Source organism: Hallella sp., assembly GCF_037460745.1.
In the GTDB taxonomy this organism is placed as follows: domain Bacteria; phylum Bacteroidota; class Bacteroidia; order Bacteroidales; family Bacteroidaceae; genus Prevotella; species Prevotella faecis.
In genome coordinates, this window is sequence record NZ_JAXVAE010000097.1 from 1 (window position 1) to 12,532 (window position 12,532).

The 12,532-nt window shown below is 54.6% G+C and carries 9 protein-coding genes; all 9 read left to right on the forward strand.

What is annotated here, in order from left to right:
- Positions 1-810 precede the first annotated feature (810 nt).
- Entirely contained in the window at positions 811-1,272 is a 462-nt protein-coding gene (gene rplM, locus WKK33_RS05985; RefSeq protein ID WP_215759566.1) for a 50S ribosomal protein L13, read from the forward strand.
- A gap of 11 nt (positions 1,273-1,283) precedes the next feature.
- Positions 1,284-1,670, forward strand: coding sequence for a 30S ribosomal protein S9 (rpsI, locus tag WKK33_RS05990; RefSeq protein ID WP_215759565.1), 387 nt, complete (start codon positions 1,284-1,286; stop codon positions 1,668-1,670).
- A 192-nt stretch (positions 1,671-1,862) separates the two neighbouring features.
- A complete protein-coding gene (gene rpsB, locus WKK33_RS05995; RefSeq protein ID WP_309438881.1) occupies positions 1,863-2,696 on the forward strand; it encodes a 30S ribosomal protein S2 in 834 nt (277 codons plus the stop codon).
- A 46-nt stretch (positions 2,697-2,742) separates the two neighbouring features.
- On the forward strand, positions 2,743-3,750 hold the full coding sequence (gene tsf / locus WKK33_RS06000; protein ID WP_337469670.1) for a translation elongation factor Ts: 1,008 nt from the start codon (positions 2,743-2,745) through the stop codon (positions 3,748-3,750).
- Positions 3,751-3,849: 99 nt separating this feature from the next.
- On the forward strand, positions 3,850-5,979 hold the full coding sequence (locus tag WKK33_RS06005) for a S8 family serine peptidase (RefSeq protein ID WP_337932931.1): 2,130 nt from the start codon (positions 3,850-3,852) through the stop codon (positions 5,977-5,979).
- A gap of 2 nt (positions 5,980-5,981) precedes the next feature.
- Positions 5,982-6,599, forward strand: coding sequence for a fumarylacetoacetate hydrolase family protein (locus WKK33_RS06010; protein WP_287770260.1), 618 nt, complete (start codon positions 5,982-5,984; stop codon positions 6,597-6,599).
- A 248-nt stretch (positions 6,600-6,847) separates the two neighbouring features.
- The gene (gene porU / locus WKK33_RS06015) at positions 6,848-10,378 is read left to right on the forward strand and encodes a type IX secretion system sortase PorU (protein WP_337932933.1); all 3,531 of its coding nucleotides are present in this window, start codon (positions 6,848-6,850) and stop codon (positions 10,376-10,378) included.
- Positions 10,379-10,473: 95 nt separating this feature from the next.
- Positions 10,474-11,670, forward strand: a complete 1,197-nt coding sequence (gene porV / locus WKK33_RS06020) for a type IX secretion system outer membrane channel protein PorV (protein WP_337932934.1) — start codon at positions 10,474-10,476, stop codon at positions 11,668-11,670.
- A 1-nt stretch (position 11,671) separates the two neighbouring features.
- Positions 11,672-12,157, forward strand: a complete 486-nt coding sequence (ispF, locus tag WKK33_RS06025; protein WP_215759559.1) for a 2-C-methyl-D-erythritol 2,4-cyclodiphosphate synthase — start codon at positions 11,672-11,674, stop codon at positions 12,155-12,157.
- Positions 12,158-12,532 lie beyond the last annotated feature (375 nt).

The window sequence follows — 12,532 nt, forward strand, 5'->3', positions numbered from 1 at the left end:
TCACTTTATTTGATGAATTTTAATAACTATGCGATTTTATCGCATCAGTACTAGTGAAAAATGATAAATGTGCAATGTGGAATTGTGTGTGATGGATGTAAGTGTTTGAGCGTTAGAGGGTTACGAAAACGCGCCGAGAATGGCGTATTTCGGCCAAACATTTCCGTCGTGGAAAAGAAATGTGTAGTTCTTGATATAGATTGTTGCTTGTTTTCGGAGTGCTTCAAACCGGCAAGTCTTGCGCTTTTCTTGTTCCGAAGCGCCCGTCTTCCGTCTCTTGCCTTACCCTCAGGGAGTTTTCGCTCTCTCGCTTTCCGTTTCCAGTTCTCTCGCTTTCCGTTTCCTGTTCTTTCATGCGCCATTTCCCATTCTCTCATTTTCCATTCCCTGCTCTTCCGGCAGTTTCGTCCCTTTCCGCCTTCTTCGTTGGGAGCTCCTTTCTTCTGGCCTCGTCACCTCAGCGTCTCCCTTCTTCCATCTTTGCCTTGAGGAGCTTCTTGAAGGGTTTGGTGTGGTTAAATAACCTTAAAACCGTTAAAATATAATAAACGTAGGGCGTTCAGGGCTTGTCGGTAATATGTGTATGAAATAAAATATGTAATTTTGCACACCGATTATTTCGGGACACGCTTAGAGTCCCCCGTGCGGACGTGTAAATAGCCGTGCCTTTGGCCGGACACGGTGGTTTGTGAATCATCCGCGCAGCAGAGCGAAAGCCATGGATGGTCTCTTTTAGACTGGAGGCGCCGTGAGGTCTCTGTTATAAATAAGGTATAAAAACGTTTTTTAGTAGTAAATTTAAATTTTAAAATGGACACTTTAAGTTACAAGACTATTTCCGTCAACAAGGAAACAGCTCAAAAGGAGTGGGTAGTGATCGACGCTACCGACCAGATTGTTGGCCGCCTCTGCTCGAAGGTTGCCAAACTGCTCCGTGGAAAGTACAAACCCACTTTCACTCCGCACGTCGACTGCGGTGACAACGTCATCATCATCAACGCAGCCAAGGTGCGTTTCTCCGGCAAGAAGGAAACCGACAAGGTTTACACTCGCTATACTGGTTATCCCGGTGGACAGCGCTTCAACACGCCTGCAGATCTCCGCAAGCGCGAGAATGGCGTCGACAAGATCATTCGTCACGCCGTGAAGGGCATGCTCCCCAAGGGTCCCCTCGGTCGCTCACTTCTCAACAACCTCTATGTGTACGAGGGTGCTGAGCACAAGCAGGAGGCACAGAAGCCTAAGACTATTGATATTAACCAGTATAAATAATTTGAGACAAGATGGAAGTTATTAATGCAATCGGTCGCCGCAAGAGCGCTGTGGCTCGTGTTTATGTCACAGAGGGCACCGGTAAGATTACAATCAATAAGAAGGACATCACCGTTTTCTTCCCCTCAGCTATCCTGCAGTATGTGGTGAAGCAGCCCCTGCAGTTGCTCGAGGTCGCAGAGAAGTACGATATCAAGGCCAACCTCGACGGCGGTGGTTTCACCGGCCAGAGCCAGGCCCTGCGTCTCGCCATCGCACGTGCGCTGGTGAAGATCAACGCTGAAGACAAGAAGAACCTCAAGGACCACGGATTCCTCACACGTGATAGCCGTGCCGTTGAGCGTAAGAAGCCTGGACAGCCCAAGGCTCGCCGTCACTTCCAGTTCAGTAAGCGTTAATATCTCCTGGGTCTCTATCTGTGTGAGACCGGAGATACGTTTAGCATCCAAACAGGCAGGACTCTTCCACGATCGGTGCGAGGCTACCTGGCTGCTGGTTCTAAGCAACGGCCATTGGCCGGTTACGCTCGGGGCAGGAACCCCAGCTAACAAGAATTAAAAAGGAAAGTAAACAATTAAAAATTGAACAAAATGTCAAGAACAAATTTTGACCAGTTGCTTCAGGCAGGTTGCCACTTCGGTCACCTGAAGCGTAAGTGGAACCCCGCCATGGCTCCTTACATCTTCATGGAGCGCAATGGTATTCATATCATCGACCTCAACAAGACAGTAGCCAAGATCGACGAGGCTGCTGAGGCTCTCAAGGCCATCGCCAAGAGCGGTAAGAAGGTTCTGTTCGTCGCTACTAAAAAACAGGCCAAGGACATCGTAGCCGAAAAGGCTGCTTCTGTCAACATGCCCTACGTTATCGAGCGTTGGCCGGGCGGTATGCTCACCAACTTCCCCACCATCCGTAAGGCTGTGAAGAAAATGACGAACATCGACAAGTTGATGAACGATGGTACATTCTCGAACCTCTCAAAGCGTGAGCTGCTGCAGATCACTCGCCAGCGCGCCAAGCTCGAGAAGAACCTCGGTTCTATCGCTGACCTCACTCGTCTGCCCTCGGCTCTCTTCGTCATCGACGTGATGAAGGAGCACATCGCAGTGAAGGAGGCTAACCGCCTGGGCATCCCCGTGTTCGCTGTGGTCGACACCAACTCTGATCCCAACAACGTGGACTACATGATCCCCGCCAACGACGACGCTAAGGACTCTATTGAGGTGATCCTCGACGCTGTCTGCGGTGCTATCGCTGAGGGTCTGGAGGAGCGCAAGGCTGAGAAGGCCGACGACAAGGCTGCCGCTGAGCAGGCTGAGGAGGCCGCTGAGGGCCGTCGCCACGCTCCCCGTCGCGCTCGCCGTGACGAGGCTGCCGCCGAGGCTGCTCCCGCTGCTGAGGAAGAGGCTCCCGCCGCTGAGTAATCATATTGAAGTTTATTCATCAAACTTTTTAAAGTAAAATATCATTATGGCTGTTACAATTGAAGACATCAAGAAGCTTCGCACAATGACCGGTGCAGGTATGAAAGACTGCAAGAAGGCTCTGACCGAGGCTGATGGTGATATCAAAAAGGCTGTGGAGCTCGTTCGTGAGCGTGGTCTGGCTATCGCTGCAAAGCGTTCTGACCGCACCACATCCAATGGTTGCGTGCTCGCTAAGTACGAGAATGGCTTCGCTGCCATGATCGCCCTGAAGTGTGAGACCGACTTCGTTGCCAACGGTGCCGACTATATCAAGCTCACGCAGGATATCCTCGACGCTGCCGTGGCCGCTAAGGCTCAGACACTTGAGGAGGTTAACGAACTGACCGTGAACTACGACGGTGAGGACGTGAAGGTGGCCGACGCCGTTACACGCCGCTCAGGTGTTGTGGGTGAGAAGATGGAGCTCGACGGCTACAACGTGCTCGAGGGCGACAACATCTACACTTACGACCACATGGGTCGCCACATGCTCTGCACACTCGTGCAGCTCTCTGACGCCAATGAGGACGCCGGTCACAAGGTTGCCATGCAGGTGGCTGCCATGAAGCCCGTGGCCCTCGACGAGGCCAGCGTGCCCGAGAGCGTTAAGGAGGAGGAGCTCAAGGTGGCTATCATGAAGACAAGAGAGGAGCAGATCCAGCGTCAGGTCAATGTTGCCCTGAAGAAGGCTGGCGTCAACGCCAATCTCGTCGACAGCGAGGACCACATCGAGTCGAACGTTGCCAAGGGCTGGCTCTCTCAGGAGGACGCCGACAAGGCTCGCGAGATCATCAGCACTGTAAGTGTTGAGGCTGCTGGCAAGCTCAACGAGAACATGATCCAGAACATCGCCAAGGGCCGTATGGCTAAGTTCTTCAAGGAGAACTGCTTGGTTGATCAGGAGTTCCAGTTCGAGGAGGGCGACAAGAAGACCGTTTCTCAGTGGCTCGACGCTCAGGCCAAGGGTCTGAAGGTGGCTGCTTACAAGCGCTTCTCTTTGTCAGGCGACTAATCACTGATTATACATCAATACGAGTGGGGAACCATGGAAGACGCGGTCTTCCGCGGTTCCCCATATTGTTTTTACACCTTATATTATATGTGGCAAGCAATGAGCAGATGGTTGGCCTTGGCCCTTCTTTCGTTGACAACCCTTTCGGCGTGGGCGCAGCGTCCGGCTTTTGGGAAGATGTCGCCGCTCGTCAGGCAGGCGTGGCTCGCACAGCAGCGCATGGCCAACAAAACGGAGGCCAAGGCGGTTGCCAAGGCAAACGTGCGGTCGGAGAGAACGATCATGGCGTTTGTCAAACTGGCGTCGGCCGACAGTTCGCCCCTTACCGAACAGGGGGCGCAGGTGCTTGCCCAGAAAGGAGGGCTCTTTGTGGCCAACATTCCCTTGGGCTCTTTGGCGCCGCTTTCATGCGACGAGCGGGTCGTAAGGATTGAGGCGGGCCAACGCGCCACAACCCACATGGACACAACGGCCGTTGTTGTCAACGCCACATCTGCCCAGCAGTTGCTTCGTTTGCCGCAAGCCTACACCGGACGGGGGGTCGTCGTCGGTGTGCAGGATATCGGATTCGACCTCACGCACCCCAACTTCTTTTCTCCCGACATGGCCCAGTATCGCATCAAGGCCCTCTGGGACCAACTCGCCATCGATACGCTCCAGTCGTCGTTGCCCGTCGGGCGCGATTATGTGGGGCGCGATAGCCTATTGGCTTTGGGCTGTCCACGCGATGGGTTGAAGCAGACCCATGGCACGCACACCGCCGGAATCGCAGCCGGAAGTGGGGCGGAGGGAGCCGACACGCTGTCGCCTTATCGCGGCATTGCGTGGGAGAGCGACATCTGTTTGGTGTGCAACGCCACGACCGACGACATCGCCCTCATCAATCCCGACGACTATTACAAGTACACTTACGCCCTCGACGCATTGGGGTTCAAGTATATCTTCGACTACGCCGACCGTGTGGGGAAGCCGTGCGTCATCAATTTCAGCGAGGGGTCGAGACAGGATTTCCAAGGCTACGATGTGCTTTATTATGAGATGCTCGACTCGCTTGTAGGGCCTGGACATATCATTGTTTCCTCGGCGGGCAACGACGGGCAGGCCATCAACTATCTCCACAAGGGGCCCTCGCAGCAGTCGGCGGGACTCTTCTGTGGCAGCAACTTGCAGAATGTGGGCTTTACCACCAAGGCAACGGCCGATTTTACGCTTCGTTTATCGGTATATAGTCAGGCCGATGCGCCGCAGGTCATCGATGTTCCGATGAGCAAGGTGCTTGCTACAAACGACTCGACGCTCGTCGATACGGTGGCTGTCGGCGACTATAAGTATGTCGTTTCGGCAACGGCCTATCCCTCTTGCTACAATGCCGATGAGGTGGTTTGCGACTGGGATGTCATCACCTTGGCCCACATCTTTAGCAAATGTTATCCCGTGGCTGTGCAACTCGTTGGGCAAGGAGCCGACGTGGAGCTCTTCCCTGTTACAGGATGGCTCTACCATAGTAGTGTCGACAACAGTCTTGCCGATGGCGACAACAGCCACAGCATCAACTCACCGTCGAGCGCTTCGGCGGTTATCTGTGTGGGAGCGACGGGCTATCGCACGCAGTTTGTCAACTATCTGGGACAGCAGAAGGTTTACGACAATGGTCAAGGGGGTGCCCGCACGCCTTTCTCTGGTGTCGGACCAACCTTCGACGGGCGCGTCAAACCTGATGTGATGGCCCCCGGACAAAACATCATTTCGTCGTACAGCAGCTTCTATTTGGAGAACAATCCCGATGCGGGCGACATCAACTCGGATGTCCGCCATTTCTCCCACAAAGGCCGTACCTACGCATGGAACAGCAACGCGGGTACTTCCATGTCGTCGCCTGTGGTGGCTGGAGCCATCGCTCTGTGGTTGCAGGCCGACCCGTCCTTGTCGCCTTCCGATTGCCTGAGTATCTTCGAAAAGACTTGTCGGCGCTACGACCCCATGCTCTCATATCCCAACAACCTCTATGGTTACGGCGAGATCGACGTCACCGCTGGCCTTGAGGAAGTGTTGAGACGGCAGGCAGCGGGCGTGCAGAGCGTGCCCGTGCAACCAGCTACAGGCCGTATTTACACCCTCGACGGCCGTGGAGTGGGAACCGATGCTTCGGCTCTTGCCCCCGGACTCTATATTCGCGATGGACGAAAGTTCGTCGTTCCTTCATCGAATATTCACCTTAATCATCCATAACTATGAAGATTTTCGCCATTGGCATGAACTACGCTTTGCACAATAAAGCGCTTCACGGTACGTTATCTAAACCAGAGGAACCGGTCATTTTCCTGAAAGCCGACACCGCTTTGCTCAAGGACCACAAGCCGTTCTTCATCCCCGACCACATGGGCCGTATCGAATATGAGGCCGAGGTGGTGGTGCGCATCTGCCGCTTGGGCAAGAACATTCCTGAGCGTTTTGCCCATCGCTATTACGACGCCTACACCATCGGCATCGATTTCACGGCGCGTGAGATGCAGCGCAAACTCGCCTCGCAAGGCAAACCGTGGGATATCGCTAAGGGATTCGACGGATCGGCCTGCATTGGCGATTGGGTTCCCAAGGAAAAACTGCCTGAGATCCAGCGCTTGCGCTTCCACCTCGACATCAACGGGAAGGAGGTGCAGCAGGGCTATACGGGCGATATGTTCTATAAGGTCGATGAGATCATTGCCTACATCAGCCAGTTCTACACCCTGAAAACGGGCGACATCCTCTTTACGGGAACACCAACAGGCGTTGGCCCCGTGAGCATCGACGATCACCTGGAGGGCTACATCGAGGAGCGAAAGGTGCTCGACTTCAACTGTAAGTAACTGCGCCTTGCCTCCTGTGGCTACTCTTAGCGCCCGCCATTCCTAAAGGCTCGAATTACGGTGGCTGCTCTTAGCGCTCGCCATTCCTAAAGGTTCGAATTACGGTGGCTGCTCTTAGCGCTCGCCATTACAAATGGCTCGTCCTCTGGTGGCTGCTCTTAGAACAGGCCCCTTAATAGTGCTTGGATGCCGATGGCTTGCAACAGCGCATGGCGTTTCGTGCGCTTCCCTTTATCAACAGACAAAACATGAAACATAGACGAATACAACTTCTTCTCCTGGCGGTCGTGATAAGCATGACGGCTACGGCCCAACGGTTCTTCAATCTGACGTCCGACGAGGTCAGCGTCGACTCGATGTTGCCGCAGTTCAGCTATTCCGTGCCTTTGGAAGGTGCTTTCGCCGATTCGGTTTACTCCTCTATGATTCTCTATCCGGAGTTCATCGACATGACCCAGGAGGACATAGCCCATTACCATCGTTTGTCCGCCGACTCGCTGCCGGCGCTTCCCCGCGTGGAGCAACATCTGGTGCTCAGTCGCAAGAAGGGATCTTTGGAGGTGAGTTTCTGTCCGTTGGTCTATCGCGAGGGACGCTATCAGATACTCGTCAGTTTCATGCTACGCATCGATTCCAAGGTGTTGCCACGCGCGAAACGTATGGCGCCGGGAACCCGAGGCACAGCCGAGGCGTCGCGTTATGCCGACCATTCGGTGCTCGCCTCAGGCACATGGGCCAAGATTCGCGTGCCTTCCACAGGTGTCTACCAGCTTACCGAGTCGTTCATCCGACAGGCAGGATTCTCCAATCTGAGCAAGGTGAAGGTGTATGGATACGGCGGAAACCTGCAGAATGAGAAGCTTGTGGGTGACGAACTGCGTGCCACCGACGACCTGCACGAGGTTCCCACTTATGCCGCAGGCAACCGACGTCTCTTCTATGCGCGTGGTCCGGTGAGTTGGGCGAACAACACCGCCACCCGCCGCACACGCAATCCTTACTCCGATTACGGCTATTATTTCCTTACAGAGACCGACGCTGAGCCCCAGATGGTTGACTCGGCGGCGTTCCTGTCGTCGTTCTATCCGTCGCCCGACGATTACCATTCGCTCTACGAGAAGGATGGTTACAGCTGGTATCCAGGCGGCCGCAACCTCTTCGATCCTGACCCCATTCATTACGGGAAGTCTAAAGAGGTGGTGTTCAACAACCGTACGGGTGCCACGAGTGGGCGTCTAACGGTGAGCGTGTCGGCAGGTTCGAACAGTCGTGCAACGGTCTTTTTCAACGGCAAGCAGGTGGGCGAGCTCTACGTTTCCTTAGGATCCTACGATAAAGGCAACTCCGCTACTGCCACCTACAACCTCTCAGGGCTCACGGCTTCCGACACGGTGAGCGTGCGTTGCGTGTTGGGCGACCCCATCCGGCTCGACTATGTGTCGATGGCTTGGGACAAGCCCGCACCCGCTCCCAGCCTCGCGGCGCAGTTTGCCACGCCCGAATATGTGTACCATATCACCAACCAAAATCATCATGCCGACGCTGCCGCCGACATGATCATTATCATTCCCACCTCGCAGAAGCTGCTGAAGCAGGCCCAACGCCTTGCCGCTTTCCACGAGCAGCACGACGCCATGCGTGTCCGCATCGTGCCGGCCGACGAACTATTCAATGAGTTTTCCAGTGGCACACCCGACGCTAACGCTTACCGCCGGTACCTCAAGATGCTCTATGACCGCGCTGAGACCGACGCCGACATGCCCCGTTACTTGTTGCTTTTCGGCGATTGCGTGTGGGACAACCGCATGCTTACAAGCGAGTGCGCCAACCTCAACCCCGACGATTACTTGCTTTGCTTTGAGAGCGAGAACTCTTTCAATGAGATCAAATGCTTCGTAGACGATGGCTTCTTCTGCCTGCTCGATGATGGAGAGGGCGTCGACCAGATGCGCTCCGACAAGCTCGACATGGCCGTTGGACGCTTCCCCGTCACCACCGAGGACGACGCCAAGGCTATGGTAGACAAGACCATCAGCTACGTGGAGAACCAAAACGCTGGCGCTTGGCAGAACACGTTGGTCTTCATGGGCGACGATGGCAACAGCAATCTGCACATGACCGACATCAACGCTGCCGCCAACGACATCGCCACACGCCATCCCGGCTATCAGATAAAGAAAGTGATGTGGGACGCATACAAAGGCGTTTCAACCTCGACAGGCAACAGTTACCCCGAGATAACCACCTTGTTGAAGCAGCAACAGCAGGCTGGCGCCCTTATCATGGACTATGCCGGACACGGTCGTGCCGACCAAATCTCGCATGAGCGGGTGCTGACGCTGAGCGACTTTGAGAAGTTCTCCAACACCAACCTTCCCCTTTGGGTCACCGCCTCGTGCGACATCCTGCCCTTCGACGGCGTGGAGCCCACCATCGGAGAGGCTGCCGTGACCAACAGCAAGGGAGGCGCCGTGGCGTTCTTCGGCACCACACGCACCGTGTACTCCAATTACAACAAGTCCATCAATATGGCTTTCATGCGCTATGTGCTGTCCGCTCCCGATGGCAAACCTATCACTCTTGGCGAGGCGCAGCGCTTGGCCAAGAACCAGATGATTACCAACAAGCAGGACACTACGGTCAATAAGTTGCAGTATTCGCTCCTTGGCGACCCCGCCATAGCGCTCCATTTGCCCACCCTGAGCATAGTGGTCGACTCCATAAACGGCGTCCGTCCGTCGGCCAGCAACCCCCTTACGCTCAAGGCTGGAAGCGTGGCGCGAGTGGCGGGACACGTTGAGAACGCCCCCACTTTCAATGGCGTGATGACGGCATTGGTGCGCGACTCGCGTGAGTTGGTTACTTGCCGACTGAACAATAGCGCCGAGGCGAAGGTGGCGTTCACCTTCTTCGACCGCACCAACACGCTCTTCACGGGGTCCGATAGTGTGCGCAATGGTGCGTTCGCCTTCTCCTTCGTGGTGCCCAAAGACATCAATTACTCTGACGAGCGAGGCCTTATCAACATCCATGCCGTGAGCAACGACAAGCAACTGATAGCCCATGGCGCCGAGGACAATTTCCTTGTGGGCGGAAGCGACGAGAACGCAGTCGACTCCTTGGGGCCGAAAATTTACTGCTATCTCAACACACCGCAGTTTGAGAATGGCGGCAACGTCAACCCCACACCTTACTTCGTAGCCCAGCTAACTGATGACGACGGCATCAATGCGGCAGGCACAGGCATAGGCCACGACCTGCAACTCGTGATCGACGGCAGTCCCAACATGACCTATAAGCTCAACGATTATTTCGCCTACGATTTCGGAACCTACCAACGAGGCACCGTGAGCTATAGTCTGCCGGCGTTGGAGCCCGGTCGCCACACGCTGCTTTTCCGTGCGTGGGACGTGCTCAACAACTCCTCGACGGCCACGCTCGACTTCAATGTGGTGAAGGGATTGAAGCCCACCCTTTATGGCATCGACGTGTCGAAAAATCCCGCTTCCACCTCCACCACGTTCATCATCAGTCACGATTTCAGCGGTTCGGCCATGGATGTGACGATTGATGTTTTCGACACCAGCGGTCGCCTGTTGTGGACCCACTCCGAGACGGGCGTGTCGACCAACGGCGCTTACACAGTCGATTGGGACTTGTGCCAGGACGGAGGCGGTCGGTTGCAGACTGGTGTTTACCTTTATCGCGTCCGCGTATCGAGCGATGGCAGTTCCGAAGCGTCGAAAGCTAAGAAACTCGTCGTCATCAACAATAAATGACCCCTTGCCTACGTTTCTATAGAAGTCAATGATTTTTGGTCGTTCCCACGGTTCAGCCGTGTGTTGCAACCATCCATACAACAATGATACACAGAATGAACAAGACCTTGAGAATAGTTGTGGCATGTCTTCTTGCCGTTGTGTCCTTCCAGGCCAACGCCCAGGATAAGAAGGACATGTTTAACCCGGTGAACACGTCGGTCACCTCGCAGACCATCGCTCCCGACGCCCGCGCTGGCGCCATGGGAGACGTGGGTGTTGCCACAGACCCTGATGTGACCTCACAATACTGGAACCCCGCCAAGTACCCGTTTACGATTAGCCGTGCCGGAGTGGCGCTCAACTACACGCCGTGGCTGCGCCAGTTGGTGAGCGATATGGACCTTGCCTATCTTGCCGGCTACTATCGCATAGGCGACTATAGCGCCGTTTCGGGTTCGTTCCGTTATTTCTCGCTGGGTGAGGTGATGATGGGCAACTATTCATCCATCCCAGACGGTGGCTCGTCGAATGCCGGCAACACCATCAATCCCTATGAGATGTCGCTCGATGTGGCCTACTCGCTCATGCTCAGCGAGACGTTCTCCATCGCCGCTGCCGTGCGTTGGATCTATTCGGACCTTACCTACGACTACACACGGGACACGTCGCCCGGTTCGGCTTTTGCCGCCGACATCGCCGCTTATTACCAGAACTATATCAACATAGGTGCGCGCGAGTGCCAGTTGGGATTGGGTCTTAACATCTCAAACATCGGTAGTAAGATTAAGTTTGGTGGCTACAACAACAGCGAGTTTATCCCCACCAACCTGCGTCTGGGTGCCGCCCTGATGATTCCGGTCGACGAATACAACCGCTTCACGATCGCAGCCGACGCCAATAAGTTGCTCGTTCCCACCTATCCCAAGCAGGAAGAGGGTGAGACAACCGAGGATTACACGCAGCGTGTGCAGAAGGATTATTACGACGTTTCGAGCATCAGCGGTATCTTCAAGAGCTTTGGCGACGCTCCCGGTGGCTTCAAGGAGGAGTTGCAGGAGATCCAATGGAGCTTGGGTGCGGAGTATAACTACCACGATCAGTTCACCCTTCGCGCCGGCTACCATCATGAGAGCGCTAACAAGGGTAACCGAAAGTACTTCACGGTGGGTGGCGGTTTCAAGATGAGCGTGTTCTCGCTCGACGCCGGTTACGTCATTGCCACGGCCAAGAGCAACCCGCTCGACCAGACGCTCCGCTTCACGCTGAGTTTCGATATGGATGGCATTAAGGATTTGCTTAAACGTAGATAACATGACAAATATAAGAACAGGAATGGGTTACGACGTTCACCAGTTGGTGGAAGGTCGTGACCTTTTTTTGGGCGGAGTGAAGATCGACCACGCCAAGGGACTGTTGGGGCATAGCGACGCCGATGTGCTCATCCACGCTATATGCGACGCTTTGCTCGGCGCCGCCAACATGCGCGACATCGGTTACCATTTTCCCGACACGTCGGACGACACCTTGGGCATGGACAGCAAGGTCATCCTCAAGCAAGTAGTGGCGCTTATCGCCACCAAGGGCTACCAACTCGTCAACATCGACGCCACCGTATGCGCCGAGCGCCCGAAGCTCAACCCGCACATTCCCGCCATGCAGGCCTGCCTCGCCAATGTCATGGGATGCGATGCGGACCAAGTGAGCATCAAGGCCACCACCACAGAGAAGCTCGGCTTCACGGGTCGCCAGGAGGGCATCTCGGCCTATGCTGTCTGCCTGGTGGAGAAGGTTCGCTAAATAGCGGCGTACGCCTTGCTTCACTTTGGGGCTTTTGCAAACAAGGAAGAAAAGGCTTAGCCTTGTTATAATGCCTATCAGGCCCACGATGCGCAGTATGCATCGTGGGCCTGATAGGCATTCTTTTTTGTGTGTTGGCTAATGGCCAATTTGCAATTGTGAACCTTGTGGGCTTGATGATGTGTGGGCTCAACGGGCACAAAAAAAATACGCTGAAACTCATCAACGAGCTCCAACGTACACCTATGTTTAACTAAAAATCCTTTTCAAACGAAATGAAAACCTCACGGTCTCCATTGTTCTCCGTTAAACAATCTATCAATCTACCTTAAACCTAATAACTAAAAACCTAAATCTATTACTACTAACCTAAAC

Coding starts and splice junctions, on each gene's coding strand:
- rplM (WP_215759566.1), top strand. CDS start 811: ATGGACACTTTAAGTTACAAGACTATTTCCGTCAACAAGGAAACAGCT.
- ispF (WP_215759559.1), top strand. CDS start 11,672: ATGACAAATATAAGAACAGGAATGGGTTACGACGTTCACCAGTTGGTG.
- rpsB (WP_309438881.1), top strand. CDS start 1,863: ATGTCAAGAACAAATTTTGACCAGTTGCTTCAGGCAGGTTGCCACTTC.
- WKK33_RS06005 (WP_337932931.1), top strand. CDS start 3,850: ATGAGCAGATGGTTGGCCTTGGCCCTTCTTTCGTTGACAACCCTTTCG.
- porU (WP_337932933.1), top strand. CDS start 6,848: ATGAAACATAGACGAATACAACTTCTTCTCCTGGCGGTCGTGATAAGC.
- WKK33_RS06010 (WP_287770260.1), top strand. CDS start 5,982: ATGAAGATTTTCGCCATTGGCATGAACTACGCTTTGCACAATAAAGCG.
- tsf (WP_337469670.1), top strand. CDS start 2,743: ATGGCTGTTACAATTGAAGACATCAAGAAGCTTCGCACAATGACCGGT.
- porV (WP_337932934.1), top strand. CDS start 10,474: ATGAACAAGACCTTGAGAATAGTTGTGGCATGTCTTCTTGCCGTTGTG.
- rpsI (WP_215759565.1), top strand. CDS start 1,284: ATGGAAGTTATTAATGCAATCGGTCGCCGCAAGAGCGCTGTGGCTCGT.